Here is a 26,275-nt window from a genome sequence, read left to right on the forward strand (position 1 = left end):
GGGCGCACAGAGCGCCCTGAACAACAATTATTGCGAGGTTTTCGTATCCTGGCTGGTGCCGGTCTGAGCCGCGTCACCGTTGTCATCGCCGTTGGCAAGGCGAGTATAAACAATCTTCTGCGTGTCGTTTTCGCAGTGGCCAACCACCAGCCCACCGGCCTGTTGGGCCTGATCGTTAGGCACGATATCCAGCTTGAAGCCAGATTCCGGCACGCCGTTTTTGACAATTTTCTGCGAAATGTCTGCCTGCACGCTTTCGCACGAGGCCAGGGCGGCCAGCGGCGCAGCGGCCATCAGCAGTGCACCCAAGATAAGCGCTTTTTTCATCAATTCGTCCTTATTTGAAAATGAGCATCCTTTTTCAGGATAGCAGCAACGGCGGCGCAGGGTAACGGCCACCGCGGGCTGCGACAAGATTAAGGATTAATCTGACGACCGGTCTGGCGATCCAGACATTTGCGGGTGTTTGGCTCCCAGTAAGCGTTAACGTTCAGGCTGTCGTCGCAACGATCTTCGCTGTCAATCGCCTTGTCTACCTTGTCGAACTCTTTCTCTACGCGGGTATTAACCTTATTGCGCAGGGATTTGGTATCGTTGAACTGCTGTTTGCTCTGGCGGGCCGCTTCGGTACTCATGGCGCCGCTGTTGCTGCCATCGACGGTCACGCAGGTGCTGCCCTGTGTGCAGCTGGCGGCCAGTGCCGGAGCCTGCCAGGCACCCATCAGCATCAGCATGGCGACCGGCAGCATCCCGCGCAGCAGTCGTTGAGTCGAAAGTGTTTTCATCGTTTCATCCTTATGAGTTAGTGTTGCCTGATAACGGCAACACTGGCTTTGACTTGCCCGCAGGCGTGTTGATAAATATACCATCACGGCCTTGGACTGCACCAGTCAAGCACTGCCTCGTTTAGTTTACAGAGAGAAAGTTTCCCCCATGTTAAAGACCACTTTGCTATTTTTCGCCACCGCACTGGCCGAAATCATCGGCTGTTTCTTACCCTACCTGTGGCTGAAGAAAAGTGCCAGCGCCTGGCTATTACTGCCTGCGGCGTTCAGCCTGATGCTGTTTGTCTGGCTGTTAACACTGCATCCGGCAGCCAGCGGGCGAGTTTATGCGGCCTATGGCGGGGTCTATGTGGCGACGGCGTTATTGTGGCTGCGAGTCGTGGACGGGGTTAAGTTATCGGCACTGGACTGGCTGGGGGCGGGTGTGGCGTTAACCGGCATGCTGATTATCGTTTCCGGCTGGCGCGCGGCCTGAAAAACGACGGCAGGGGCAACCCCTGCCGCACAGGATCAAGACTCGCGGTGGATGTTCAGTCCGGCAAAGGACTGGCTGACCGGCATGATTTCCAGCGAGTTAATGTTGACGTGGCCTGGTAGGGTCGCGACCCAGAACACCGATTCGGCGATATCTTCTGGCGTCAGTGCGTTAGCGCCGTCGTAGACCTTATCCACCTTGCCGTCGTCGCCCTTGAAGCGCACGTTAGAAAATTCAGTACCGCCCACCAGACCCGGCTCAATGTCGGTAACCCGGATGCGAGTGCCGTGCAGATCGGCACGCAGGCCCAGGCTGAACTGCTTGACGAAGGCCTTGGTCGCACCATAGACGTTGCCGCCAGCATACGGCCAGTTGGCCGCGACCGAACCGATGTTGATCACATGGCCAATGTTGCGTTCGACCATGTCCGGCAGCAGGGCGCGAGTCATGTTCACCAGGCCTTTGGCGTTGGTGTCGATCATGGTTTCCCAGTCTTCGGCGTTGGCTTTGTGGGCGGGTTCCATGCCCAGTGCCAGCCCGGCGTTGTTCACCAGTACGTCAATGTGGCGCAGTGCCGTCGGCAGTTCATCAATCACCTGTTGAATGGCCGCGCGATTACGCACGTCGAGACGGACAATATGCAGTGCCTCGCCCAATTCGTCTTTCAATTCTTCCAGGCGTTCCATACGACGGCCGGAGGCAATCACCTGATGACCTTCGCGGATAAAGCGTCGTGTAATGGCCTCACCAAAACCGGATGTGGCGCCCGTAACAAAAATGATCATGTTGCTGTTCCTCAACTGTTTTTAACCTGGATGCTATTAGCATTAGCATAAACCTACTTCAAGTGGCAGTGGTTATCGGCATCCACGTTGAAAAACCGCCATCGCTGCTGCCAGACGGGCGGTTTTCGGTCAATTATTTAGGGGGAAAGCCAAGGCGGGCCAGACAGGCAGGCCCGCGGGAATGTTTATAGCTGCGGAGGGATGTGATACACCACACAGTCGTATTTGGTGTTTTCGCGGCGGCCGGCTACTTTGCCGCCCAGAGATTCGGCGATATGTCGGCTTGGGGTGTTCTGTTCGGCTACCGGGTAGATAAAGTGCCGCGGATGGTAGCGTTCACTGGCCCACACCGCCATGGCGTGAACAATTTCACGGCCATAGCCTTTGCCGTGCAGGTTTTCTTTCACCCAGATGCCCAGTTCTGGCGTGGTGTTATACAAATCGTGCACGCCACCCATGCCGACAAACTGTTTGGTATCGCGCAGCCGGGCGATGTAAATCATTTCCTCGCCTTCGCGGATCAGCGGCAGCCAGGTTTGCCAAACGTTAGCAAATGCCTCCGGCGACTCCTCGGGCTCAAAGTTCATATAGCGCGTCAAGGTAGGGGTGATCGCCTGGTAGACATCGTCGGCGTCTGCTGCGGTAAATGGGGCAATCAACAACCGGTCGGTGTTAACGCGGCACTGAGAAAGGTCACTGTGAATCATTATTATTACCTCGCTTTTCAGGCCAAAACGGCAAAAAATCCGCACCGGTGAAACGGGGCGGATCATCGATATTACGTTGATTGGCGGCAGATGCGACTTATTTCTGCAATCGTTGAGGTGAGTGCGCTGCCGGGACGGTGGCGGGTTTCCTTTGGCGTACCTCGCTGCCGGCGTTGGCGTCCAGGGTAAAGCAGTCGATCACCGCCAGCAGGGCAATCACGCCGATGACCACAAACGCCCACTGGAAATCGACCAAGGGGATGCGTTCGCCCGATTGCGGCATCAGCATCTCCGCCAACCGCAGCGCCAGCGCACCAATGGCGATCCCCAGCCCGCTGCCCATTTGCTGCGACACATTGAACAGGGTATTGGCACCGTTCATCTGCGGCTGCGGCACCTCGGAAAAGGCCAGCGTATTGAGCGCGGTAAACTGCATGGAGCGCGTCAGCCCGCTGACGAACAGCAGCGCCAGAATCAGCCAGATCGGGGTCTGTGGCGTCAACAGCGCACAGGCGAAAATGGTAATGGCGTTCAACAAGCCGTTCACTACCAGCGTGGTTCGAAAGCGAAAACGGTAAAGCACCGCCGAGGTAAACGGCTTCATCACCAGATTCCCGGCGAATACCGCCAGCACCAGCAGCCCGGCGTCGAAAGCGTTCAGACCAAACCCAATCTGAAACAGCAGTGGCAGCAGGAAGGGCACGGCACCAATGGCGATACGAAACAGCGTGCCACCCCAAATAGTGACGGCGTAACTTTTTATCCGCATCGCCCACAGGTTGATCAGTGGGTGGGCGGTACGTTTGGCATGCCGAACCGCCAGCGTGCCTAACGCCAGGCTGCCGGCAATGCACAGCGCCGGCACCAGCCAGGACAGCTGCGGATGATTGATCAAGTCCAGGCCGAACATCAGACCGAAGCAGGCGATGCCGGTCAGCACGAAGCCGAGGGCGTCAAAGGGCACGCCTTTCTGCGGTGCTTCCTGTGGGATCAGCCGCCAGGCCAGCCACAGTGCGGCGATACCCAAAGGCACATTGAGAATAAAAATCCAGTGCCACGAGGCATAGGTAGTAATAAAACCGCCGACCGGCGGGCCGAGGATCGGTGCCACCAGCCCCGGCCAGGTAATGGTGGCGATGGCTTTGATCAGATCCGGCTTGGCGGTGTTGCGCAGCACCACCAGGCGGCCGACCGGCACCATCAGTGCGCCACCGAAGCCTTGCAAAATACGGGCGGCGGTGAAGGTGGGCAGATTAACGCTGGCGGCGCAGAGCACCGATGCCAGGGTAAAAATCAGTACCGCGGCGGCAAAAATATTGCGGGCGCCGAAGCGGTTGGCAATCCAGCCGCTGGCGGGAATAAACACCGTCAGCGTCAGAATGTAGGCCGAGATACCAATGTTCATGTCCACCGGCCGCACGCCGAAGGCCGCCGCCATCTGCGGCATGGCGGTAACAATCACCGTACCGTCGAGGTTTTCCATAAAGAAGGCGCCCGCCACCAGCAGCGGTAGCGCGCTGGCGCGTGAAAGCAAGCTCATGACAGAGCGCACCGGGCGGAGCACAAACAGAATGCAGGCATGACAGAAACCCCGTTTCAAAAATGTTAACGCTGGCAGAGTTTTGGAGCATAGCGCATCACACAGAGGTTAAAAAGAGGTTAAGGGAGTGATTATTAGCGGGCGCACTGATGGCGCCCGCTGGGGTGTTTACCAGCTTCAATTCTCACTCAGTCGTTGCCCCGTTGCGGCATCGAACAGGTGGATGGCCTCCGTGTTGGGCGCCAACCACAGCGGCTGACCGCTCTCGGCATTAACCCGTCCGCTGAGTTGCACATGCAGGGGGTAACCGCCCCAGGTCAGGTGCAGCAGGCTGACATCGCCGGTGATCTCCATCAGGCGCAAAGTGGCGGCCGGTTGTTCACTGACGTCGACCAAATGGAAATCGTGCGGCCGTAGCCCGAGGATCACCGGGCTGCCGGGCGTCGCCAATCGCCATTTGGCGGGCAGCGGCAACCACAGTTCACCGCAGGTCACGCCGGGCCGATCGTCGCGCGGCGTGACGATACCCTCCAACAGATTCATTGGCGGTGAACCGATAAAACGCGCCACAAAGGTGTTGGCGGGCGCATCGTAGATCTCCAGCGGCTTGCCCTGCTGCACGATATTGCCGTCTTTCATCACCACGATTTGGTCGGCCAGCGTCATCGCTTCAATCTGGTCGTGGGTGACGTACACCGTGGTGGTCTTGAACTGCTGATGCAGCGATTTGATCTCGGCGCGCAGCTCCATCCGCAATTGGGCATCGAGGTTGGACAGCGGCTCATCGAATAAAAAGACTTTCGGGTTGCGCACCATGGCACGGCCCATCGCCACCCGCTGGCGCTGGCCGCCGGACAGCTCTTTCGGATAGCGTTGTAAAAGATGGTCGATCGCCAGAATACGCGCGGCCTGCTGTACCTTGCTTTGCTGCTCGCTTTTGGCGACCTTCATCACCTGCATATGAAACGCCATGTTTTCCGCCACCGTCAGGTGCGGGTAGAGCGCGTAGCTCTGGAACACCATGGCAATATCGCGATCGGCCGGATCCAGATCGTTAATCTTTTGCTTATCCAGCAGGATCGCCCCTTCGGTCAGCGTATCCAGCCCGGCCAGCAGCCGCAGCAGCGTAGACTTGCCGCAGCCGGACGGGCCGACCAGCACGGTAAAACTGCCGTCGGAGATGGTCAAATCCAACGGGTTCAGCACCCGCTGTTTGCCGTAGTACTTGGCCACTTTTACCAGTTCGACACTAGCCATCAGACCATTTCTCCGGCGCAGGTTTTCAGGGTATTCCAGTCCAGATACTGGCGTGGCGAACTGCTGATGGCGTGACTGGCGGCACGAATGCCCCAGCGTAGCGCCACTGCGGCCGAATGGCCGTGCAGGCAGGCCGTCAGAAAACCGGCGTTAAAACTGTCGCCGGCACCTATGGTATCCACCACCTTGATCGGATGTGCCGCTGCCTGCAACTGCCGTTCGCCACACCACATACGAGCGCCGTCCGGGCCGCATTTCACCACACAGGCCGCGTCGGCCGGCTGTTGCCGGTTCAGGGTGCGAGCGGCGGTATACAGATCCTCATGACCTGCCATGCCGCAGGTTTCCACTTCATTCAGCAGCAGGATATCGCAGAACGGTAGCCAGTCGGCGATCTGCCCGCGCAGCGCATCGCTCCAGCCCTGTGGCGGCCAGCCGGTATCAACCGCAATGCGATAGCCGCGCTGACGGAGGGTTTGCAGCAACGCCGGATATTCTGCCAACAAGGCGGTGCACAGGAAGGTGCCGCACAGCAAAATAGTGTCGCCATTACCGGCGAACAGTGGGATCTGATGCAGCACGTCGTCCTGGCTCAGGCGGGTAATATGGCCCTGGTTGCTGAAAAAGGTGCGTTCGTTATCGGGATGGGTCACGCCGAAGGTCAGCGAGGTTTCGCAACTGTAGGTCGGCCAGTACAGCGAGCTTTCCGGGAACAGCTGCGCCAGCCAGGGGCTGAAGTAGTCATTGCCCTGATTGGCCACCAGCCGATAGGGGGTTTCCAGCGCCGCCAGCGCCAGCGCGCAGTTGCCGGCCGAGCCGCCGGGGCGCAGTTCGCTGTGATCCAGCATCGCCTCAGTGCCTTTTTGCGGCCACTGTTGCAGGGTGCTCATGATCACGTCGACGTTGATATTGCCCACCACGTACAGCGTGGGCCGGGTGTTGGTACTCATCATGTTAATTTCCCTGAATAAATTAGCCCTTGCTGCCGCCGCTGGTTAAACCGCTAACCAGCGTTTTTTGCAGCCAGATGGCAATGAAAAGCGGCGGAATGGCAGCCAGAATGCCGACGGCGGCGATCAGCCCGTCATCGGTGGCGCGCCCGGCGGTGAAACCGGCGATGGTCACCGGCAGCGTCTGCGCCTGAATATTGCTGGTGAACAGCAGCGCGTAGAAAAATTCGTCCCAGGCCAGCAGCCAGCCAAACAGCGCCGAGGCCCCCAGCGCCGGCTTGGCCAACGGCAGCGTAATACGTAACAGCACCTGCCACTGACGTAACCCATCCAGCCGGGCCGCCTGTTCAATATCGATCGGCAGGGCGTCGAACTGGTTTTTCAGCATCCAGGTGAGGAACGGCAGGATCAGCGAGCAGTAGACCAGCACCAGGCCGATATGGGTGTTCAGCAACGCCAACTGCTGCAGGATAAAGTACAGCGGCAGCACGAAGGCCACCGGTGGCACCATGTAAATCGCCAGGCTGGCAAACAGCCAACCGTCGCGGCCGGGATAGCGCGAGAAGCTGAACGCCGCCGGGATCGCCAGCAACAACGAAATCAGCGTAGCGCCGCAGGCCACCAGCAGGCTGTTGAACAGCGCGTGCAGGAACAAGGCACCCGGCTGGCCGGGCTGCAAAGACAGCAGGCTGCCGTAGCGCGAAAAGTCCCAGTGGCGCGGCAACCATTCCAGCGGTACCCGGGTGAGATCGGCCGAGGAACTGACGCTCATCAGAAACAACCACAACATCGGCGCGAGGATCGACACGGCCAGCAGCAGCGCAGCACCGTAGCGCAATATCAGGCGGATTTTACGCTTCATTGGCGAGGCTCCTTCTGCGCTGGCGGAACAGCATCAGCATGTACAGTGCGATCAACAGGCCGCACAGCAGGGTCATCAACACCGCATAGGCCGCGCCGCTGCCGGCCCGCAAATAGCTGAACGACTCCTGATAAACGAAGAAGCTGAGGGTCTTGGTGCTGTCCATCGGCCCGCCGCGTGTCATGACGTAAATGATGTCGAACACCTTGAAGGCGTCAATGGTGCGCAGCACCAACGCCACCGCCAGCGGAGCCAGAATGGCGGGCAGGGTGATGGCACGGAAACGCCGCCAGGCGGAAGCACCGTCCAGTCGGGCGGCTTCATACAGGTCGTCCGGGATCGATTGCAACGCCGCCAGCGTCAGCAGGGTGATCAGCGGGTAGTTCTTCCAGATGTCCGCCAGCATGACTGCGTTAAGTGCCGAGGCCGGGTCACCCAGCCAACTGCGGTAGTGGTCAATCACCCCGAGCTGGGTCAACAGCGCGTTGATGCTGCCGTAATCCGGGTTGAAGTTCAGCCGCCACATCGTGGCGTTGACGATGGTGGGGAGCGCCCAGGGCAAAATCACCAGCACCCGCAGCACATTACGGCCGTGGAATTTCTGGTTAAGCAGCAGCGCCACCAGTACGCCGATCACCCCTTCGAACGCCACCGAAACCAGGGTGAAATACAGCGTACGCCACAGCGCGGCCTGAAAATCCGGGTCGGTCAGGGCATAGATAAAGTTATCCGCGCCAACCCAGGCCGGCGTTATGTCGTTACCCACCAGTGCTGCGTCGGTAAAACTCAGCCACAGGGTTCGGCCCAGCGGCCAGGCGGTTAACAGCAGCATCATCAGCAGCATGGGTGCCAGCAGCACCCATGCCTGACGCCGCTCACGTTGAGGTAAAGTGAGCATGCTCATCGCTTAACGCAACCGTGCAGCGCTTTGGGTCGCGGCATCCAGCCCGGCCTGTGGCGTGACCTTGCCCTGCAGGATCTGCTGCAAGTCCTGCTGCAAACCGTTGGACAACCGGGAGTAATCGGCGGTTTCAGGGCGCGACAGCATCACGTTCAGCGACTGCTTGGCGGCGGCGATCAGCGGTTCCTGACCTTTCTGCACCGCCGGGTCGTCGTAGGACGACTTCCAGATCGGCAGGCTCAGCTTGGCGTATTTGTCCTGCACCGGCTGCGAGGTCATGTAGCTGATGTACTGCCAGGCCTGATCGGGGTGGGCGCTGGCCTTGGCGATACCTAGCCCCATGGAGCCGTTCACCGCAGAGACCTGGCCCGCTACCGATCCCGGAGCCGGGACGATACCGACGTCACCGGCCACTTTACTCTGCTTCGGATCGTTGGCCATGTTGTACATGTAGGTCCAGTTGAGCGCGAAGGCCGCATCGCCGTTGGAGAATGCCTTACGCACGTCCTCTTCCAAATACTCGCGGGAGTTCGGGTTGGTCAGCCCCTTATCCAGCGAGGCTTTCATATAGTCGACGGCCTGCAGAGAACCCGGGCTGGAGAAGGTAATTTTACCCTGTTGGACGAACTGGCCCTTATAGGCGGATACCAGCGTGGTGTAGTCGCAAACCAACGCCTCGGCCTGTGACCAACTCCACACCAGCGGATACTTGACCACGTTTTTCTGCTTGAGAATTTCAGCCTGCTGCGCCAGTTCCTGCCAGGTTTGCGGCGGGGCGGTTATCCCGGCCTTGGCCAGCATGGCTTTGTTGTAATACAGGTATTTGGTGTCGAGGATCCACGGCATGCCCCAGCGCTTGTCCTTGTAGGTGACGGTGGTCATGGCACCGGCAAAGATTTTAGCGCTGTCGTCGGCGCTGATGCGCGAGGTGACATCTTGCAGCAGGCCGAACTTGGTGAATTCCGCTGGCCAGATGGCGTCGAACAGCACCACATCGTAGCCGTTGCTGCCAGCGCCGCGCGCCGCGACGATTTTATCGTGCAGCGCTTCGTAAGGGACAAACTCAAGGTTAACGGTGATATCCGGGTGCTGTTTGCTAAAATCCGCGGTCATGGCACGGATATCGTTTTCGCTGTAGGCCGCCTGGGTCATAAACAACGCGTTGATTTGCGTTGGGGCGGCATAGGCGGATGACAGGCCGAACGCCAGGGCAGACAGGGTACAGGCTGCCGTAGCGGCGAGGGTATGGCTTTTCATTGTGCGTTCTCCGGTGTTAAAAAGATTCTTAAATCAATTTGATTGCTTTATTGGAGGGCACCATACTGCAAAGACGATTTCCCTTTCTGCATAGGCAGTTATGACGACTTCCGGCACTAACCTTGAACATGCTCGTGCACACAACCGGCGCGTAGTGATAGAGGCTATCCGTCTGCACGGTGAACTGACCCGTGCCGAAATTGCCCGGCTGACCTCACTGACGCCGCAAACCGTTTCAAACATCGCAACAGAACTGGAACAGGCCGGCATTCTCTCCTCGCACCTGCCGCGTCGTGCCGGCGGGCGAGGTCAACCGGCCACGCCGTTGACCCTGAATCCTGACAGTGCGTATTCCATCGGCATCCATCTGGATCATCAGTCACTACTGCTTATCGTGGTTGATTTGTCAGGCAGCGTTCGTTTCCACCGGCTGATTATGGTGCAAAAGCCGCAACCTGCTGCCACCTTGAAACTGATTTGTGATGTACTGCAAGAAATGCGCCAGCAGCCGGATCTGAGCTGGAGAAAAATGCTGGGCATTGGCGTGGTGATGCCGGGGCCGTTCGGCGTGGAGGGGATTTCCTCCGTGGGGCCGACCACCCTCAACGGCTGGGAAAATATCGATGTAGTAGCCGAACTTAACGCGCAGAGCGGCCTGCCGGTGACGCTGGAGAACGATGCCACCGTCGCGGCTATCGGCGAACGTCTGCACGGTGTCGCCAGGCAGCTTAATTCATTTATTTATTTGTACCTTGGCACCGGTCTGGGGGCGGGGATTTTCACCGACGGCCGAATTTATACCGGCCATGCGCACAATGCTGGTGAAGTCGGCCACATGATTGTGCAACCGGGTGGGCGGGCCTGCTACTGCGGCAATCAGGGCTGCCTGGAACGTTATGTCTCACTGCAGGCGGCCTACGAAAGCTGCGGGCTGGATCCGATGCGCGCCATGCCGCAGGACTTGCTGGCGTTACCGCAGCCGAAGATTGACGCCTGGCTGGATTCGGCGGTACCGGCGTTACGCCAGGCCATCAACATTATCGAATGCATGTTTGACGCTGAAGCGGTGATTATTGGCGGCTTGATGCCAGAAAGCCTGGTAGAGCAGCTGATCAAACGATTAGCGCCGTTGCACCGCTCGGTGCGCAGCAAATACCTCGATGGCCTGCGGGTGCGACTGGGCACCACCGGTGCGGATACCGCCGCATTAGGTGCGGCAGCGTTACCACTGTTTGATGAGTTCAACCCGCGTTATGAAGTGTTATTGAAGTAATAACTTTCATCCCCCGATTTCTATTGTTGCCCGTTATTGGTGCAGGCTCATAATTAGCCCAACACAAGCAAACGGTTGCTATTTAAAGGCAACCGTTTGCTTATTTTCCGCTTATTTTTATTGATTCAGATTATTGTGCGAATGATTTTTATCTGGTTGTTTTTAAACGAAAACAAGCATTAAAAAACCAACTGGCACGCCGCTTGCTATCCTTAAATCAACACCTGCGATCGATAAAAAGACCGCCATAGTTCCGCCGGCTGAATTCACTCCGCCGGGTGCTGTGCGCTGGTCGGTAGAGAAGGAAAGTAAAATGAGCATGTCATTCACCACGGCGGTCCGTGGCAATTTTTTTGATATTGCTGCCTGCGTGGATCAGCCGCAGCAGTTAGAGCAACATCTGCGACATATTCCGGACGGATTACTGCTGCTCAATGAAGGCCGCATTGTCTGGTTTGGCCCCTGGCAGCAGGGTGAGGCGTTGTTACCGCCGGGGTTTGAGGTCACTCATTATCAGGACAAACTGATCGTGCCGGGCTTTATCGACAGCCATATTCATTATCCGCAAACCGAAATGATCGGCGCCTATGGCGATCGGCTGCTGGCGTGGCTGAAGCATTACACCTTTCCGACGGAAAGCCAGTTCTGCTGCGAGCAGCACTCCGACAAGATGTCGGCTTTCTTTCTGCAACAGCTGTTAAGCAACGGCACCACTACGGCGCTGGTGTTTGGCACCGTACACCCGCAGTCGGTTGAAGCGCTGTTCAGCCAGGCCGCGGCGCTGAATATGCGCCTGATCGCCGGTAAGGTGATGATGGATCGCCATGCGCCGGACGAACTGCTGGAAACCCCGGAGCAGAGCTACCGCCAGACACGCGAACTGATCGAACGCTGGCACGGAAAGCAACGGCTGAGCTATGCCATTACGCCGCGTTTTGCGCCGACCAGCACCCCGGCGTTGTTGGCTCAGGTACAGCGGCTGCGTGAAGAGTTTCCGGATGCCTATTTGCACACCCACCTGAGCGAAAACCAGGAAGAAATCGCCTGGGTGAAGGAACTGTTCCCGGACAGTAGCAGCTACCTGGATGTTTATCATCAGTATGGGCTGACCGGTGAGAGAAGCGTGTTCGCTCACTGCCTGCATCTGGAAGAGCAAGAGTGGGACTGCCTGTGCCAGACCCGCTCGGCGATCGCTTTTTGCCCGACTTCCAACCTGTTCCTCGGCAGCGGGTTGTTCAACCTGCAAAAAGCCTGGCAGAAGCAGGTCAAACTGGGCATCGGTACCGACGTGGGCGCCGGTACCACCTTCAATATGCTGCAAACGCTGGGTGAGGCTTACAAGGTCGGTCAGTTGCAACGCTACCAGCTCTCGGCCTGTGAGGCCTTCTACCACGCGACGCTGGGTGGGGCACGTGCGCTGTCGCTGGATGACAAAATCGGCAACTTTGAGGTCGGCAAAGAGGCGGACTTCGTGGTGCTGGATCCGGCGGTGTCGCCGTTGCAAAAGCTGCGCCATGAAAACAGCCATGCACTGACAGAACAGCTGTTTGTATTGATGACGCTGGGCGACGACCGCAACGTTTACCGAACCTACGTCGACGGCAAAGTGGTGTATCGACCGGCTACCCAGCAGGAGGCCGCATGATCCAGTTTCTGCTTAATCAAACGCTGAAAAATGAGCGCGCGATCGACCCTAATACCACGGTGCTGAACTACCTGCGCCGCGATCTCGGCCGCTGCGGCACCAAAGAAGGCTGCGCTTCCGGTGACTGTGGTGCCTGCACCGTGGTGCTGGCGGAGCCGGACGGTGAACAATTGCGCTACCGCAGCGTTAACGCCTGCCTGACGTTTGTCAGCGCGCTGCATGGCAAGCAGTTGATCACCGTAGAGGACCTGAAGCAGCAGGGGGAATTGCACAGCGTGCAGCAGGCGATGGTCGACTGCCACGGCTCACAGTGCGGTTTTTGCACTCCGGGATTCGTGATGTCGATGTTCTGCCTGCAAAAGAACGGCGCGGCCTATCAGCGTGAACAGGCGCAGCAAGCACTGGCCGGTAATCTGTGCCGCTGTACGGGCTACCGACCTATTTTGGCGGCGGCGCAGCAGGCGTGCGATAACAAAACGCCAGACAGCTTCGATCACCACCAACAGCAAACGCTGCAACGCCTACAGGCTATCCCCGCGGCCACGCCGTTAGCGGCGGCAGGTAAGCGCTGTTTGCAGCCGCAAACCCTGGAGGAGCTGGCGACGCTGTATCAACAGCATCCGCAGGCCAAGCTGTTGGCCGGTGGCACCGATCTGGCGCTGGAAGTCACCCAGCGTCATCAGGATTTATCCTTGATGATCGCCATTGGCCAGATAGCGGCGTTAAAGCAGGTGAGTCGACAGGACGACCGTCTGATCCTGGGTGCCGGTGCCGCGTTGAGCGACCTTTACCCGCTATTGGCCGATTACCACCCGGCCTTTGGTGAACTGCTGGCGCGTTTTGCTTCGCAGCAAATCCGCAATCAGGGCACGCTGGGGGGTAATATCGCCAACGCCTCACCGATTGGTGACGGTGCGCCGCTGCTGCTGGCGTTGGATGCACGGCTGATCTTGCGCCGTGGCGCTACGCAGCGTGAGCTGCCGCTGAATGACTTTTTCATCGACTATCGGCAGACCGCGTTGCAGCCGGGGGAGTTTATTGAAAGCATCGTGCTGCCGGCCACCGCGCCTGCAGATTTCCGCGCCTGGAAAGTGTCCAAGCGGCTGGAGGATGATATTTCTGCAGTATGCGGGGCCTTTAACCTGACCCTTGAACAGGGGATTATTCGTGATGCCCGGCTGGCGTTTGGTGGCATGGCCGCGACGCCGAAACGCGCCAGGCTGTGCGAACAGCAATTGGTGGGGCAGCCGTGGCGGCGGGCGACGGTTGAACTTGCGGTTCAGGCGCTGGCGCAAGACTTTACGCCGCTGAGCGATTTTCGTGCCAGTAGCGCTTATCGTCTGCTGGTGGCGCAAAACCTGCTGCGCCGCTATTTCATTGCGCTGACCGCACCGCAACTGGCGATCGAGGTGACGGCTCATGAGTAATAGCAAACGCACCGAATATACCCAGCAGCAGTTGGCCGAACGTTTCCGACAAGCGCTAACCAGCGGTGTTGGCCGTAGCCGTAAACACGAAAGCGCCGACAAGCACGTCAGCGGTGAAGCGCAATACATTGACGACCGGCTGGAGTTTCCCAATCAGTTGCATCTGGCGGCCAGGCTGAGCGATCGGGCGCATGCGCGCATCGAAAAGCTGGATCTGTCGGCCTGTTACGATTTTCCCGGCGTGGTGCGAGTGATCACCTGGCAGGACGTCCCGGGCGAGCTGGATATTGCCCCGTTAACTCATGGCGATCCGCTACTGGCGAAGGATGAGGTGGAATACGCCGGGCAGGTGATTGCGGTGGTGGCGGCGGAGGATCCGGAAATCGCCTGGCGTGCCGCGCAGGCCATTAAAGTGAGTTATCAGGATCTGCCGGCACAGTTGGACGTCACTCAATCGTTGCGGGAAGGTTTCGTGGTGCAGGAAGCGCATCATCATCAGCGTGGTGACGCCGAGGGGGCGCTGGCGCGGGCTTTGCATCGCATTCAGGGGGAGCTGCACGTCGGTGGCCAGGAGCATTTTTATCTGGAAACCCAGATTGCCTCGGTAATGCCGGCCGAAGACGGCGGCATGCTGGTGTACTCATCGACCCAAAACCCCACTGAAATTCAGAAGCTGGTGGCCTCGGTGCTCAATCTGCCGATGCACAAGGTCACCATCGACACGCGGCGCATGGGCGGAGGCTTTGGCGGCAAAGAAACTCAGGCTGCCGGCCCGGCGTGCCTGTGTGCCGTGGTGGCACATCTCACCGGACGCCCGGTCAAAATGCGCCTTAACCGCCGTGACGACATGCTGATTACCGGTAAGCGCCACCCGTTTTATATTCAGTACGATATCGGCTTTGACGACGACGGGCTGCTGAACGGGGTCAAAATCAGCCTGGCCGGTAACTGCGGTTACTCGCTCGACCTTTCAGGTTCGATTGTTGATCGCGCCATGTTCCACGCCGATAATGCCTATTTCCTGCAAGATGTCTTGATAACCGGCCACCGCTGTAAAACCCATATTGCCTCTAACACCGCGTATCGTGGCTTTGGCGGACCGCAGGGCATGATGGCGATTGAGCAGATCATGGACCATATCGCGCGCTATCTGGCGCTCGATCCGCTGGCGGTGCGCAAAACCAATTATTACGGTAAAGATCAGCGTAACGTCACCCATTACCATCAGCCGGTGGAACAGAACCTGCTGCAGGAAATCACCGCCGAACTGGAGCACAGTGCGGATTATCAGGCGCGGCGTCAGGCTATCCGGCAGTTCAATGCGCAAAACCCGATCCTGAAGAAAGGGCTGGCGCTGACGCCGGTCAAGTTCGGCATTTCCTTTACCGCCGGTTTCCTCAACCAGGCGGGAGCGCTGGTACTTATTTACACCGACGGCAGTATTCAGCTCAACCACGGCGGCACCGAGATGGGCCAGGGGTTGAACACCAAGGTAGCGCAGATTGTCGCCGAAGTGTTCCAGGTGGAAATCGAGCGCATCCAGATCACCGCCACCGATACCGGCAAGGTACCGAACACCTCGCCGACGGCGGCGTCGTCCGGCACCGACCTGAACGGCAAGGCGGCGGAAAATGCCGCGCTGATCATTAAGCAACGGCTGATCGACATGCTGGTTAAGCAGCATCAGGTGAGCGCCGGGCAGATCGTTTTCAGTAATGGGCAGGTCAGGGTCGGTGAGCGTTACTTCAGCTTTGAACAGGTGGTTGAGCAGGCCTATTTCAATCAAATTTCCCTCGCCAGCACCGGTTACTACCGCACGCCGAAGATCTTTTATGATCGCGACAAGGCCAGCGGCCACCCGTTCTATTACTTCGCTTACGGCGCGGCCTGTGCCGAGGTGTTGATCGACACCCTGACCGGCGAATACAAACTGCTACGCGCCGACATTCTGCATGACGTGGGCGACTCGCTGAACCCGGCCATCGACATCGGTCAGGTGGAGGGTGGTTTTGTGCAGGGTATGGGCTGGCTGACCAGCGAAGAGCTGGTGTGGGATCAACAGGGCAAGTTGCTGACTCATGGCCCGGCCAGCTACAAAATTCCGGCGATTGGCGACGTCCCGGCGGATCTGCGCGTCACGCTGCTGGAGAACCGCAAAAACCCCGAGGACACGGTATTTCATTCCAAAGCGGTGGGTGAGCCACCGTTTATGTTGGGCATCTCGGTCTGGTGTGCGATCAAGGATGCGGTTGCCAGCCTGGCAAACTACCGTCTGCAGCCCAATATTGATGCCCCGGCGACACCGGAACGGGTGCTGTGGGGCGTGCAGCAGATGTTAGCCAGTGACATTGTCACTGAATTGACTGGGGAGAACGGCGATGGACGAGTGGATTGAGGTTCTGGCCGACTTGCGACGGCGCGGAGAGCCCTGCGTACTGGTGACGCTGGTCGATGAGCTGGGTTCCACGCCGCGCAATCGTGGCACCAAAATGCTGGTGACCGCCGAACGGGCGGTGAATACCATTGGCGGTGGGCATCTGGAGTTTCAGGCGCTGGCGATTGCCCGTGAGATGCTGGAACAACAGGCGGTCACGCTGCGGCTGGAACGTTTCCCGTTGGCGGCACGGCTGGGGCAGTGCTGTGGCGGTACCACCAGCGTGTTGTTCGAACCCTTGATCCCGCCGCGCCCGCAAATCGCCCTGTTTGGCGCCGGGCATGTGGGGCGGGCGCTGGTGCATATCCTCGCCACGTTGCCATGCCGGATACGCTGGGTTGATGGCCGCGCGGCGGAGTTCCCGGCGGTTATCCCGGCCGGGGTGCAACAAGACGTCTGCGAAGAACCGCTGGAGATCGTCGACGCCATGCCGCCTGGCAGCTATTTCATCGTCATGACCCACGACCACGCGCTGGATCTGGCGCTGGCGGAGCGTATTCTACGCCGTGGCGATGCCGGCTATTTTGGTCTGATCGGCTCGCTGACCAAGCGTAAACGCTTCGACTATAAGCTCGGCCAGCGCGGCATCGGCGAAGCGGCGATTGCCGGCATGCGCTGCCCGCTGGGGTTACCGGACGTTAAAGGCAAACTGCCGGCCGAGATCGCGGTAGCCGTCGCCGGGGAGATCATTGCCTGCTACGGCCCGCGCTAGCCAGGTCACCGCGATTTATTGTTGAAGGATCACCACTTTTTGGTCGATGGCACCAAACACGGAATGTCCGTCGGCATCGAACACCTCAATCCGCACCTGGTCACCCTGTACCAGATAGGGCTGCCGCTGGCTTTCATCTACACCCCTCAGCGCCTGACGCACCCGGGCTTCGGTAATGCAGGCGCTTCCGGATGCCGGATCGGCATTGCTGATGGTGCCTGCCCCCACGATGCTGCCGGCCGCCAAAGCGCGGGTGCAGGCAAGGTGTGCAATAAGCTGCCCGAAATTAAACGCCGTATCATCACCGGCGTCCGGAGCGCCAAACCATTTTCCATTCAGACTGACGTGCACCGGCAAATGCAACATGGCGTCCCGCCAGTTCGCGCCGAGCGTCGCGGGCGTCACGGCTACCGGGGCAAAACTGGTTGCGGGCTTGCTCTGGTAGAAACCGAAACCCCGGGCCAGTTCGTCGGGGATCAGACCGCGGAGAGAGACGTCATTGAGCAACACCACTAGCGCGATACACTCCAGCGCCTGCTCGGGCGTCACCCCGAGAGGGACGTCAGTGGTTATCACGGCGATCTCTGCTTCAAAATCAATATCCAGCTCATCATCAGTGGCTTCGATCGGCGCGGTTGCCTTTAACATCACGTCCGAACCGCCCTGATAAACCAGCGGCTTCTCTTCATATTGCGGAGGGATAGGTTCATTTCGCCATTGATACATCAGTTTGGCGTGGTGGCGATAAACGGACCCATCGACCCACTGATAGGCTCGGGGCAGCGGTGCCAGGCAGCTTGAGGCATTGAAGAGGTCGCCAGTGTCCCAGCCGCTTGCAGCCACCTGCATCAGCTGTGGTGCGATAGCCGACCAGTTATCTAACGCTTCCTGCAGGGTGCGGGCAATAGCGGGCACGGCAATGCAATGCGAAAGATCGGGAGAGACCAGCACCAATTCACCGTCCCGACGGCCGTTTTCTCGTGTGGCCAAACGTAATTGCGCAGCCAGAGTGGCGCTCATGATTTCCCCTCAGCCAGGGCCTGGCGTCGTGATTGTTCTCGGGTCCAAATCGCCAACTCCTGATGCGCCGTGCGGGCAAAGCTTTTCACTGTTTCGGCCGCTGCCACTTCGGTGGTCAATTCCAGACGAAACCCGTTCGGATCGAAGAAGTAAATGGATTCAAGATAACCGTCGTGATCGGTAACCCCAATCACCGCAATCCCCTGTGCGAGTAGCCGTTGATGCATGCAGTCCAGATCGGCGCGGTTATCCACTTTCAAGGCAATATGGTTAACCCACTCGGGGGTATTTGGGCTGGGTTGTGCCGCTATCCCGTCACCCAGATCGAAGAAGGCGATATGCGAATCATCTTTCATGCGGAAAAAGATATGCACATACGGACAGTATTCACCGGTGCTGGGGACATGATCGTTTTTAATAACATGGACCAGCGGCAAGCCGAGAATATCTTCATAGAAATGTCGGGTTTCCTCTGCGTCCCGGCAGCGCCAGGCAAAATGGTGCAGCCGACGGATCGGCCTGGCAGGGGCGTCGGTTTTAACCGCCGGTTTTTTGGACGATGGAAAATCAGTGTGCATGATGTAAACCTCCAGCAGAGTCGCTGCTACTTAGTTTGTTTGCGCAAGAAACGCTCGATGGCACCCGCCAGATAAAGCGGGATTTCCTGCATTGGGTAGTGTCCACAGCCTTCGAGCAGTTCCGTCTCCACATTGACGAACCACTTCAGACAGGTGTTATCCATCATCGGCAGTGTCTGTGCCGGATCGTGCTGGCCGATCAGTAACAGCAAGGGAACCGTGCAGCCGTAAGTTTCGATGGAACAATCTTCCAGCGCCCAGCTACGGAGGTAGGCTTCGAATACCGCTGGGGCACAGGCCGCGCGCGACTGTTGAACGGTATCGCTGACCCAGCGGCGAGGCAGCCGGTGATGAGTGGAAAAATCAATCAGAGAATGGCGGCAGGTATCATCCTCGACCGCCTGCTCGAAGATGCGCCAAACCTGCTGTTCTACGTCCAGCCCGCTGGCCGGAACGGGTGTCAGGCCCACCGCACTGCGTACTCGCTCAGAGTGTCTGGCCGCAATGATCTGCGCAATTTTCCCCCCCATGGAATGTCCGATGACGTCGAAGCGATGCCAACCCAGGCTATCCATCAGGTTGACCACGTCAGCGACCATTTCATTAGTGGTGTAGCTGCCGGCTATGTCGCGTGACTGGCCGTAGCCACGAAAATCCACAAACACATAAGTGAAGGCCTCGGTGTCCAGATAGGGGAACATCGGCTGATAGACGTTATGGTCACCAAACCAACCCGGCAGCATCACCACGCATCGGGTGCCCTGACCGATTATCCTGGCGCTAAGTAGGGGGCTTTCATTCGTGGTCCTGTTTTCCTGACGATGCGAATGTCCCCCCAAAATCTGTTCATTAGGTTGAGGTGTTGTAGCCATGAAATATCCATCTCCTGATTTAAATAGCCGCACGTTTTAAGCTGGTGCGAATTTGGTCATGTGCATGACGCGTTTTCAGAATTATTTGAGGGTGACGCTACCTGTGGATTTGATATTGGTATGCGGTTAAGTCGGGTTATTTCGATGAATGATTAGTCGGTTGAATAAGGCTAATGCGCCGCTAATAAAGCGTCTATAGGCGAGTTTGGGATGAACCGTTATATAAAACCGGACAATCAACGGCCTGTTGTCGAGGCCGGTTAGCTTCTAATCACTTGTTTTTGCTCAATCTGCCAACTGCGCCTAAGCTAGGATGTGACTCAAGGGGGAGATGAGCTCTCCGCGACCTTATTCTGTGAACATGGAGGAGTTTCGATTTGATGCGTTTATCGACATTGGTGTTGGCGATCGGCATGGCGCTGGGCTCGCAGGCACAGGCAGAAGAAACCCAACCGCACGCGGATCATAGCGCGTTGCCAAGTGGCCAGGCAAAGGAGGCTAACGTGACCGGTGAAGCCAACCAACACAACAATAAAAAGAATGAAAACCCGTTCTTCTATCAAAGTCGTCTGCCATTCCAGGCACCGCCGTTCAATCTGATCAAAGAAAGTGATTATGCCCCGGCGATCGACGCCGGTATCAAGCAGAAGCTGGAAGAAGTGGAGAAGATCGCCAACAACCCGGCCAAGCCTGATTTTAAAAATACCTTCGTGGCGCTGGAACAAAGCGGCGCGATGCTGTCGCGGGTGATGAATGTGTTTGGCGCCATGACCTCGGCCAACACCAGCGACGCGTTGCAAAAGTTGGACGAGCAAAGCTCACCGAAGCTGGCGGCGTTGGATGATGCCATCATGCTCAACAGCAAGCTGTTTACCCGTATCAAGGCCGTTCATCAGCAGCTCGACACGCTGAAGCTGGATGCGGAATCCCGTCGATTGGTTGAAGTGACCTATAAGAACTTCGAACTGGCGGGGGCCAATCTGTCCGACGCCGATAAAACCAAGCTGAAGGCGCTCAACCAGGAAGCGGCAACGCTGAGCACCCAGTTCTCCAACAAATTGCTGGCGGCGACCAAAGAGGGCGCGCTGGTGATCACCGAACAAGGGAAGCTGGACGGCCTGTCGGAAGGTGAACTGGCGGCGGCAGCCCAGGCGGCCGGTGAACGCAAGCTGGATAAACAGTGGTTGCTGGTGTTGCAAAACACCACCCAGCAACCGGAATTGCAGAGCCTGAAAAACCGCGAGACGCGTAAAGCCCTGTTTGATGCCTCGTGGAACCGCGCAGAAAAGGGCGACGCTAACGATACTCGCCAGACTATTGCTCGTTTGGCTAAAGTGCGTGCCGAGCAGGCCAAACTGCTGGGCTTCCCAAATTACGCGGCCTGGAAGTTGCAAAACCAGATGGCCAAAACCCCGGATGCCGCGCTGAGCTTTATGCGCGATATCGTCCCGGCGGCTACCGCGCGTGCCGAACGTGAGGCCAAAGACATTCAGGCGGTGATTGACCAGCAGAAAGGCAATTTCAAGGTTGAAGCCTGGGACTGGCAGTTCTACGCCGAACAGGTACGCAAAGCCAAATACGACCTGGATGAGTCACAGATCAAACCTTACTTTGAGCTGGATAACGTGCTGAACAACGGCGTGTTCTATGCCGCCAACCTGCTGTACGGTATCAGTTTCAAAGAGCGCAAGGACATCCCGGTTTATCAGCCGGACGTACGGGTTTATGAGGTGTTCGATAAAGACGGCAAATCGCTGGCGCTGTTCTATACCGACTTCTTTAAGCGCGACAACAAGGGCGGTGGCGCCTGGATGAGCAACTTTGTCGAGCAGTCGAAGCTGAAAGGCACCAAGCCGGTGATTTACAACGTCGCCAACTTTACCAAACCGGCACCGGGCCAGCCTGCACTGTTGTCCTACGATGACGTGATCACCATGTTCCACGAGTTTGGTCATGCGCTGCACGGCATGTTCGCCGATCAGGAATATCCGAGCCTGTCCGGCACCAACACCGCGCGTGACTTTGTTGAGTTCCCATCACAGTTCAACGAACACTGGGCCAGCGATCCCAAGGTCTTTGCGCACTACGCCAAGCATTACAAAACCGGTGAAGCCATGCCGCAGGAACTGGTCGACAAAATCAAAAAGGCCGACAAGTTCAACAAAGGCTATGACATGACCGAGCTGCTGTCTGCGGCACTGCTGGACATGCACTGGCATATGTTGAGTGCCGACCAACCGCAGCAGGACGTGGACAAGTTCGAGGCTGAATCGCTGATGAAAGACAAAATCGATCTCAGCTATGTGCCACCGCGCTACCGTTCCAGCTACTTTAAGCATATCTGGGGTAACGGCTATGCGGCCGGTTACTACGCCTATCTGTGGACCGAAATGCTGGCGGATGATGCCTTCCAGTGGTTCAGCGAACATGGCGGCCTGACCGCAGAGAACGGCCAGCGTTTCCGCAATATGATCCTGTCGCGCGGCAACAGTCAGGACCTGGAAAAACTGTATATCGACTGGCGCGGCAAAGCGCCAAGCATTGAACCTATGCTGATTAACCGGGGCTTGAAAGACCAGTAATACGCCACGACGTTAACCAAAATGGCCACTAAGGACGCAAGCTTGCTTGCGTCCTTTTTTCATTCAACGGGGACATGGGCGGTGTGATGGTTTATCATGCGCCGATTATTTTTTGGCCCGTGAGCAATGAAGATAAGAATCCTCCTAACGCGCTGTTTTGCTTTGATTATGCCATTGCTGCTTTCAGCCTGTGGCACGCTGTCGCGCATGCCGACCGACACATCACCGTTGGAAAGCCGGCGTTTGGCGTGCAGTGCTGACCTGCAGGCCGAGGTCGATAGCCTGGCACGGCCGATAGTCGACAGCGGGCAGACGCCGGGATTGGTGGTGGGCGTATTGACGGCAGACGGGCAGGCGCGCACCTATGGTTACGGCGTGACCGATGCGCAGCAGCGCTATCCGGTTAACGGCAACACGCTGTTTGCCGTGGGGTCGGTCAGCAAGGGATTTATTGCCGAAGTCACGGTGGTGTTGGTCAACAAGGGCGTGCTGCATTGGGACGATACGTTGGCAACCTTACTGCCGCCCGGCACCTTGCTCAGCAAGGATGCGGCCAACATTACCCTGCTGCAGTTGGTGACCCATACCTCGGGCCTGCCGCGTCAGATGATGACGCCGGAGATGCTGGGGGCCTTTGTCCGCTATCTGTTTACCGGCGATAATTTTTATGGCTCGCTGGATACGCCAAAAGTCCTCGACGACCTGGCGCAGTTTGAGGCCCCGGCCGTTGAAGCCCCGCGCTATTCCAACTTGGGCTATGCGCTGCTGGATTACATCCTGCAACGGCGCACCGGTAAAACCGTCGATCGTCTGACCACGGAAAACATCCTCCAGCCGTTGGGGCTGACCCACACCAGTTACGATGCACAGCAGTTGCCGGGTTATGCGCAACGGGCCATTGGCCATGCCGGCGATCAGCCCAAGTTTATTCGGCGCGGGCAGCCGGTGCCCGACTGGCAGTTTTCTTCCTATATGATTGGCGCCGCCGGGTTATATACCGACGCCGACGATCTGCTGCGCTATGCGCAGGCACATTTCGTCCCTACCGGTTCGGCGGCACTGGATCAGGCGCTGAAAGACTCGCTGACCGTGCATTTTGCGCGCAGTAAAGAGGCGGCGGCCATCGCCTGGGTGGTTGACGACGTGGGTTCGCAGCAAATTACCTATCAGGTGGGGTTTATCGGCGGCTATTCCAGCTATATCGGCCTGGATCTGCGCCATAAAACGGCGGTGGTGGTGCTGCAAAACAGCTTCAACTGGAGCAATAATATTGGTCATCGTTTGCTGCAACGCATGGGCGAGGCGGCGGACGGGCATTTCACCTGCCACTAAGTCGGGCCCCGCGAACGGAGCCCAACATCCTCAGCGGTTAACCACCTTGGCCGGCAGCGCGACCACCAGCAGGGAACTGATCAACAGGCAACCAGCGAACGCCCAGAGTGCGCCACCGCTTTTACCGGTCAGATCCAGCGCCAGCCCCATCAGCGAGTTACTCACCAACCCGGCGATATTGGCCAACGAGCAGGCCAGTGCGAAGCCGGTTGCCGCCGCCGTCCCCCGCAGGAAGGTGGCAGGCAGGCTGAAGAACACCGGTACCGCCCCGATGATCGCCGCCTGGGCGACAGAGAACAACAGCACCGTGGCGATCACGTTATGGGTGAAGAAGGTACTACCAGCCATCGCCATCGCGCCGACAATAAACGGCACTATGATATGCCAGCGTCGCTCACGCATACGATCAGAACTGGTGCCGATCAACAGCATCCCCAGCAGGGCGGCGACGCTCGGCAGCGCGGTCAGCATACCTATAGTGGTAATGTCGGTCACCCCGGCGGTTTTGATAAAGGTTGGCATCCAGAACCCCATCGCATAGGCGCTAAGCAGGATCGAGAAGTCAATGCCGCCCAGCATCCAGACCTTGAGATTAAAGAAGCCGTCGCGGAAGCTGTGTTTACTGTGACCGGCCTCGGCGTCGTCTTGCGCCAGATCCTCGGCAATCCGCTGTTTCTCTTCGTCGGATAACCATTTGGCCTGGCGGAAATTGTTCGGCAACACCCAGAAAGTCAGTACCCCCAGCAGCACGCTGGGGATGCCCTCCAGCAGGAACAACCATTGCCAGCCGTGCAGCCCGTGGCGCATATCAAAATGCCCCATGATCCAGCCGGAAATCGGGCCACCCAGCACGCTCGACAGCGGCAGGCCAATCATAAACAGCGCAATAATGCGGCCGCGACGGTAGGTTGGGAACCACAGTGTCAGGTAATACAGCACGCCGGGCAGGAAACCGGCCTCCGCCACGCCGAGCAGAAATCGGATGACGTAAAACTGGTTAGGGGTGGTGACGAACATGGTACAGGCGGAAAGCAGGCCCCAGGTGATCATGATGCGGGCAATCCACACCTTGGCACCGACCCGTTGCAGGATCAGGTTGCTCGGTACTTCAAACAGGATATAGCCGACAAAAAACAGCCCGGCTCCCAGACCGAAGGCCGCCTCGCTCAATTGCAGTTGATCGGCCATCTGCAGCTTGGCCAGCCCGACGTTGATGCGGTCGAGATAGGCGGCCAGATAGCACAGACAGAGGAATGGGATCAGCTTCCAGGTGATTTTGCGGTACAGAAGCGATTCTGCGCCCGCTTTCCCGGTTAACGGGGTTTCAACAATGGCCATGATGATGTCTCCAGGTGGTGCATGGTGGCCTCCGGAGGAGGAGCGTTGTGTGTTTGCTTGGAAGCCGCCCTGTATCGGGCGGTCGCCTGAGGCGCTTGCCGCGCCTTCTTTATTTTTCAGCTCTCCGTGCAGGTGAAACTCTGGATTACAGCCGGTTCAGATAATCAATTGCCTCCCGTTTGGCCACGACGTCGCCGTATTTACTGTCAATGTCGAACAGGTTGGCCTCATGCGGACCAGGGTGACGATCGCCCACGCATTCACGTACCACGATGGTGCGAAAGCCGTGCTGTACCGCATCCACAGCGCTGGCGCGGATACACCCGCTGGTGGAACAGCCGACCAGCAGCAAAGTATCGACGCCGAGCGCCACCAGCATGGGGGCCAGCGAGGTACCGAAAAAGGCGCTGGCATACTGCTTGGTCAACACCACTTCCGTGGCTCGCGGGGCCACCTGGGGACAGAACGCCGCCAGCGGATTCCCCTCCACCATGTCCTTCATAACCGGTGCTTTTTTCACCCAGATGCCGCCATCGGCAAAATGCCCTGCATGATAGCGGATATTGGTGTGGATCACCGGAATTCCCACCTGGCGCGCGGTTGTCAGCAGCGCCACGCTTTCTTCGACCGCACTGACCACGCCGGGAGCGAACAACGGCGCGCCTTCGGTGGTGTAACCCTGCATAAAGTCGACCACCAACAGGGCCGGGCGCAGACCGAAGCCGATGCGGTTACCCCAGACGCCGTGGTAGTTATCGGTAAGCGAGTGCTCGGCTGCCATTTTGCCTCCTTAATAAGCACCGGACAGCAGGGCGCCGGCACCGGGAACGATCGGCTCCAGTTCCAGTGCCGTCAGCATGGCGTAGGTGGTGGCGATGGCGGCGGTCAGCACCGGCTTGCCGGTTTGCGCCTCAACGGTAGCGACCGCCGGTAATGACGGCATCTGCACGCAGGCAGACAGCACGATGGCGTCGACACCGCTCAGATCCATTTCGGCAACTATGCCCGGCAGTTTGGCCGGATCATGACGGCCGACCGCCAGATTGTCGGCGATCTCCAGCGCGCGCCACACCTTGACCTCAATGCCTTCGTGCTCGATATAGTCCACCACCATTTGGGTCAGTGGCTTCATGTAGGGGGCAACCAGCGCAATGCGTTTGGCACCCAGCACCTTCAGGCCGTTGACCAACGCACCGGCGCTGCTGATCACCGGGGCAGCGGCGTTGTTGTCCTGGGTAACCTGCGCCAAGCGGGCCTGGGACTCGCGGTGATAGCCCAAACCCATCGACATGATCGCCACCAGGCAGGCATAGCCCAGCACATCAACCTGGGCGTCGGACAGCTCCAGTGCGCAGCGGTCTGATTCGGCGTCCATTGCTGCCAGTTCCGCCTTGCTGACGTGTTTCATGCGCATGCGGCTGGAGTGAAAGGTAAAGCGCTCCGGACGGATCAACTGGCGTGCCGTCAGCATCGCCGGGATCTCGGTTTCCATCGTGGTGTTGGAACTGGGCACGATCTGGCCGATACGGTAATTTTTACTCAT

At 58.2% G+C, this 26,275-nt stretch carries 25 protein-coding genes; 8 read left to right on the plus strand and 17 right to left on the minus strand.

The features are described from left to right. Positions 1-27: 27 nt before the first annotated feature. Positions 28-327 (minus strand): DUF1161 domain-containing protein, encoded by a 300-nt coding sequence (locus tag NHG65_RS12120; protein ID WP_112347462.1) that lies wholly within the window; start codon positions 325-327, stop codon positions 28-30. Between the two features lie 89 nt (positions 328-416). Beyond that, positions 417-785: a DUF1283 family protein gene (locus NHG65_RS12125; protein WP_099061886.1), complete on the minus strand. Its 369-nt coding sequence runs from the start codon at positions 783-785 to the stop codon at positions 417-419. A gap of 148 nt (positions 786-933) precedes the next feature. On the opposite strand from NHG65_RS12125, the gene NHG65_RS12130 reads away from it, so the two are divergent. Next, the gene (locus NHG65_RS12130; protein WP_099061887.1) at positions 934-1,260 is read left to right on the plus strand and encodes a YnfA family protein; all 327 of its coding nucleotides are present in this window, start codon (positions 934-936) and stop codon (positions 1,258-1,260) included. A 35-nt stretch (positions 1,261-1,295) separates the two neighbouring features. On the opposite strand, the gene ydfG is transcribed toward NHG65_RS12130, so the two are convergent. From ydfG to NHG65_RS12170, 8 genes are all read right to left on the minus strand, one after another. After that, positions 1,296-2,045 (minus strand): bifunctional NADP-dependent 3-hydroxy acid dehydrogenase/3-hydroxypropionate dehydrogenase YdfG, encoded by a 750-nt coding sequence (ydfG, locus tag NHG65_RS12135; protein ID WP_099061888.1) that lies wholly within the window; start codon positions 2,043-2,045, stop codon positions 1,296-1,298. 185 nt (positions 2,046-2,230) lie between these two features. After that, entirely contained in the window at positions 2,231-2,752 is a 522-nt protein-coding gene (locus NHG65_RS12140) for a GNAT family N-acetyltransferase (RefSeq protein WP_207977021.1), read from the minus strand. Between the two features lie 97 nt (positions 2,753-2,849). Next, entirely contained in the window at positions 2,850-4,292 is a 1,443-nt protein-coding gene (locus tag NHG65_RS12145; RefSeq protein ID WP_112347460.1) for an MFS transporter, read from the minus strand. 177 nt (positions 4,293-4,469) lie between these two features. Further along, positions 4,470-5,549 (minus strand): ABC transporter ATP-binding protein, encoded by a 1,080-nt coding sequence (locus NHG65_RS12150; RefSeq protein ID WP_499183383.1) that lies wholly within the window; start codon positions 5,547-5,549, stop codon positions 4,470-4,472. Further along, complete coding sequence (locus NHG65_RS12155) at positions 5,549-6,502, minus strand: carbohydrate kinase family protein (RefSeq protein ID WP_499183384.1); 954 nt, start codon at positions 6,500-6,502, stop codon at positions 5,549-5,551. The genes NHG65_RS12150 and NHG65_RS12155 overlap by 1 nt, the downstream gene beginning before the upstream one ends. Before the next feature lie 19 nt (positions 6,503-6,521). Next, on the minus strand, positions 6,522-7,361 hold the full coding sequence (locus tag NHG65_RS12160) for a carbohydrate ABC transporter permease (protein ID WP_085116666.1): 840 nt from the start codon (positions 7,359-7,361) through the stop codon (positions 6,522-6,524). Continuing rightward, a complete protein-coding gene (locus NHG65_RS12165) occupies positions 7,351-8,259 on the minus strand; it encodes a carbohydrate ABC transporter permease (RefSeq protein WP_099061893.1) in 909 nt (302 codons plus the stop codon). Before NHG65_RS12165 ends, NHG65_RS12160 begins: the two co-directional genes overlap by 11 nt. 9 nt (positions 8,260-8,268) lie before the next feature. Continuing rightward, positions 8,269-9,519: an extracellular solute-binding protein gene (locus NHG65_RS12170; RefSeq protein WP_499183385.1), complete on the minus strand. Its 1,251-nt coding sequence runs from the start codon at positions 9,517-9,519 to the stop codon at positions 8,269-8,271. 100 nt (positions 9,520-9,619) lie between these two features. Between NHG65_RS12170 and NHG65_RS12175 the strand changes: the two genes are divergently transcribed. Further along, the gene (locus NHG65_RS12175; RefSeq protein ID WP_112347454.1) at positions 9,620-10,792 is read left to right on the plus strand and encodes an ROK family transcriptional regulator; all 1,173 of its coding nucleotides are present in this window, start codon (positions 9,620-9,622) and stop codon (positions 10,790-10,792) included. Positions 10,793-10,954: 162 nt separating this feature from the next. Here the strand turns inward: NHG65_RS12175 and NHG65_RS12180 are convergent, their stop codons facing one another. After that, positions 10,955-11,113 carry a hypothetical protein gene (locus tag NHG65_RS12180; protein ID WP_413476921.1) on the minus strand — a complete coding sequence of 53 codons (159 nt, stop codon included), beginning with the start codon at positions 11,111-11,113 and terminating at the stop codon, positions 10,955-10,957. Here NHG65_RS12180 and guaD point away from each other — a divergent pair. From guaD to xdhC, 4 genes are read left to right on the plus strand one after another with little or no spacing between them, the layout of a single operon-like run. Beyond that, positions 11,106-12,437 carry a guanine deaminase gene (guaD, locus tag NHG65_RS12185; protein ID WP_499183386.1) on the plus strand — a complete coding sequence of 444 codons (1,332 nt, stop codon included), beginning with the start codon at positions 11,106-11,108 and terminating at the stop codon, positions 12,435-12,437. The genes NHG65_RS12180 and guaD overlap by 8 nt on opposite strands. Then, positions 12,434-13,864: a xanthine dehydrogenase small subunit gene (xdhA, locus tag NHG65_RS12190; RefSeq protein WP_262260556.1), complete on the plus strand. Its 1,431-nt coding sequence runs from the start codon at positions 12,434-12,436 to the stop codon at positions 13,862-13,864. The genes guaD and xdhA overlap by 4 nt, the downstream gene beginning before the upstream one ends. Then, the gene (xdhB, locus tag NHG65_RS12195; protein ID WP_499183387.1) at positions 13,857-16,259 is read left to right on the plus strand and encodes a xanthine dehydrogenase molybdopterin binding subunit; all 2,403 of its coding nucleotides are present in this window, start codon (positions 13,857-13,859) and stop codon (positions 16,257-16,259) included. The genes xdhA and xdhB overlap by 8 nt, the downstream gene beginning before the upstream one ends. Beyond that, positions 16,243-17,010 carry a xanthine dehydrogenase accessory protein XdhC gene (xdhC, locus tag NHG65_RS12200; protein WP_499183388.1) on the plus strand — a complete coding sequence of 256 codons (768 nt, stop codon included), beginning with the start codon at positions 16,243-16,245 and terminating at the stop codon, positions 17,008-17,010. Before xdhB ends, xdhC begins: the two co-directional genes overlap by 17 nt. A 15-nt stretch (positions 17,011-17,025) precedes the next feature. Here xdhC and NHG65_RS12205 read toward each other — a convergent pair whose 3' ends face one another. From NHG65_RS12205 to NHG65_RS12215, 3 genes are read right to left on the minus strand one after another with little or no spacing between them, the layout of a single operon-like run. Continuing rightward, positions 17,026-18,030, minus strand: coding sequence for a fumarylacetoacetate hydrolase family protein (locus tag NHG65_RS12205; RefSeq protein WP_499183389.1), 1,005 nt, complete (start codon positions 18,028-18,030; stop codon positions 17,026-17,028). After that, entirely contained in the window at positions 18,027-18,608 is a 582-nt protein-coding gene (locus tag NHG65_RS12210; protein WP_499183390.1) for a VOC family protein, read from the minus strand. The genes NHG65_RS12205 and NHG65_RS12210 overlap by 4 nt, the downstream gene beginning before the upstream one ends. Positions 18,609-18,634: 26 nt before the next feature. After that, entirely contained in the window at positions 18,635-19,480 is an 846-nt protein-coding gene (locus tag NHG65_RS12215) for an alpha/beta fold hydrolase (RefSeq protein WP_499183391.1), read from the minus strand. Positions 19,481-19,860: 380 nt separating this feature from the next. Here NHG65_RS12215 and dcp point away from each other — a divergent pair, with 380 nt between their 5' ends. Together dcp and NHG65_RS12225 are read left to right on the plus strand one after the other, a co-directional pair. Continuing rightward, positions 19,861-22,062: a peptidyl-dipeptidase Dcp gene (gene dcp / locus NHG65_RS12220; protein ID WP_499183392.1), complete on the plus strand. Its 2,202-nt coding sequence runs from the start codon at positions 19,861-19,863 to the stop codon at positions 22,060-22,062. A 168-nt stretch (positions 22,063-22,230) separates the two neighbouring features. Then, positions 22,231-23,394: a serine hydrolase domain-containing protein gene (locus NHG65_RS12225; RefSeq protein WP_499183393.1), complete on the plus strand. Its 1,164-nt coding sequence runs from the start codon at positions 22,231-22,233 to the stop codon at positions 23,392-23,394. Positions 23,395-23,424: 30 nt separating this feature from the next. Here NHG65_RS12225 and NHG65_RS12230 read toward each other — a convergent pair whose 3' ends face one another. The 3 genes from NHG65_RS12230 to NHG65_RS12240 form a co-directional block, all read right to left on the minus strand. Then, the gene (locus NHG65_RS12230; protein ID WP_112347447.1) at positions 23,425-24,732 is read right to left on the minus strand and encodes an MFS transporter; all 1,308 of its coding nucleotides are present in this window, start codon (positions 24,730-24,732) and stop codon (positions 23,425-23,427) included. Positions 24,733-24,877: 145 nt separating this feature from the next. Beyond that, the gene (locus tag NHG65_RS12235; protein WP_112347446.1) at positions 24,878-25,513 is read right to left on the minus strand and encodes an N-carbamoylsarcosine amidohydrolase; all 636 of its coding nucleotides are present in this window, start codon (positions 25,511-25,513) and stop codon (positions 24,878-24,880) included. 9 nt (positions 25,514-25,522) lie between these two features. Continuing rightward, on the minus strand, positions 25,523-26,275 hold the full coding sequence (locus NHG65_RS12240; protein WP_099061907.1) for a maleate cis-trans isomerase family protein: 753 nt from the start codon (positions 26,273-26,275) through the stop codon (positions 25,523-25,525).

The organism is Serratia myotis (assembly GCF_027474885.1).
GTDB lineage: Bacteria > Pseudomonadota > Gammaproteobacteria > Enterobacterales > Enterobacteriaceae > Serratia > Serratia proteamaculans.

What these genes read in the sequence shown, in the direction of transcription:
- NHG65_RS12145 (WP_112347460.1), bottom strand. Translation starts at nt 4,292, where the DNA reads ATGAGCTTGCTTTCACGCGCCAGCGCGCTACCGCTGCTGGTGGCGGGC.
- NHG65_RS12210 (WP_499183390.1), bottom strand. Translation starts at nt 18,608, where the DNA reads ATGCACACTGATTTTCCATCGTCCAAAAAACCGGCGGTTAAAACCGAC.
- NHG65_RS12225 (WP_499183393.1), top strand. Translation starts at nt 22,231, where the DNA reads ATGCCATTGCTGCTTTCAGCCTGTGGCACGCTGTCGCGCATGCCGACC.
- xdhC (WP_499183388.1), top strand. Translation starts at nt 16,243, where the DNA reads ATGGACGAGTGGATTGAGGTTCTGGCCGACTTGCGACGGCGCGGAGAG.
- NHG65_RS12175 (WP_112347454.1), top strand. Translation starts at nt 9,620, where the DNA reads ATGACGACTTCCGGCACTAACCTTGAACATGCTCGTGCACACAACCGG.
- NHG65_RS12155 (WP_499183384.1), bottom strand. Translation starts at nt 6,502, where the DNA reads ATGATGAGTACCAACACCCGGCCCACGCTGTACGTGGTGGGCAATATC.
- NHG65_RS12170 (WP_499183385.1), bottom strand. Translation starts at nt 9,519, where the DNA reads ATGAAAAGCCATACCCTCGCCGCTACGGCAGCCTGTACCCTGTCTGCC.
- NHG65_RS12215 (WP_499183391.1), bottom strand. Translation starts at nt 19,480, where the DNA reads ATGGCTACAACACCTCAACCTAATGAACAGATTTTGGGGGGACATTCG.
- NHG65_RS12150 (WP_499183383.1), bottom strand. Translation starts at nt 5,549, where the DNA reads ATGGCTAGTGTCGAACTGGTAAAAGTGGCCAAGTACTACGGCAAACAG.
- xdhA (WP_262260556.1), top strand. Translation starts at nt 12,434, where the DNA reads ATGATCCAGTTTCTGCTTAATCAAACGCTGAAAAATGAGCGCGCGATC.
- NHG65_RS12165 (WP_099061893.1), bottom strand. Translation starts at nt 8,259, where the DNA reads ATGCTCACTTTACCTCAACGTGAGCGGCGTCAGGCATGGGTGCTGCTG.
- NHG65_RS12140 (WP_207977021.1), bottom strand. Translation starts at nt 2,752, where the DNA reads ATGATTCACAGTGACCTTTCTCAGTGCCGCGTTAACACCGACCGGTTG.
- ydfG (WP_099061888.1), bottom strand. Translation starts at nt 2,045, where the DNA reads ATGATCATTTTTGTTACGGGCGCCACATCCGGTTTTGGTGAGGCCATT.
- NHG65_RS12130 (WP_099061887.1), top strand. Translation starts at nt 934, where the DNA reads ATGTTAAAGACCACTTTGCTATTTTTCGCCACCGCACTGGCCGAAATC.
- NHG65_RS12180 (WP_413476921.1), bottom strand. Translation starts at nt 11,113, where the DNA reads ATGCTCATTTTACTTTCCTTCTCTACCGACCAGCGCACAGCACCCGGC.
- NHG65_RS12120 (WP_112347462.1), bottom strand. Translation starts at nt 327, where the DNA reads ATGAAAAAAGCGCTTATCTTGGGTGCACTGCTGATGGCCGCTGCGCCG.
- dcp (WP_499183392.1), top strand. Translation starts at nt 19,861, where the DNA reads ATGCGTTTATCGACATTGGTGTTGGCGATCGGCATGGCGCTGGGCTCG.
- NHG65_RS12235 (WP_112347446.1), bottom strand. Translation starts at nt 25,513, where the DNA reads ATGGCAGCCGAGCACTCGCTTACCGATAACTACCACGGCGTCTGGGGT.
- NHG65_RS12125 (WP_099061886.1), bottom strand. Translation starts at nt 785, where the DNA reads ATGAAAACACTTTCGACTCAACGACTGCTGCGCGGGATGCTGCCGGTC.
- NHG65_RS12230 (WP_112347447.1), bottom strand. Translation starts at nt 24,732, where the DNA reads ATGGCCATTGTTGAAACCCCGTTAACCGGGAAAGCGGGCGCAGAATCG.
- NHG65_RS12160 (WP_085116666.1), bottom strand. Translation starts at nt 7,361, where the DNA reads ATGAAGCGTAAAATCCGCCTGATATTGCGCTACGGTGCTGCGCTGCTG.
- NHG65_RS12205 (WP_499183389.1), bottom strand. Translation starts at nt 18,030, where the DNA reads ATGAGCGCCACTCTGGCTGCGCAATTACGTTTGGCCACACGAGAAAAC.
- guaD (WP_499183386.1), top strand. Translation starts at nt 11,106, where the DNA reads ATGAGCATGTCATTCACCACGGCGGTCCGTGGCAATTTTTTTGATATT.
- NHG65_RS12240 (WP_099061907.1), bottom strand. Translation starts at nt 26,275, where the DNA reads ATGAGTAAAAATTACCGTATCGGCCAGATCGTGCCCAGTTCCAACACC.
- xdhB (WP_499183387.1), top strand. Translation starts at nt 13,857, where the DNA reads ATGAGTAATAGCAAACGCACCGAATATACCCAGCAGCAGTTGGCCGAA.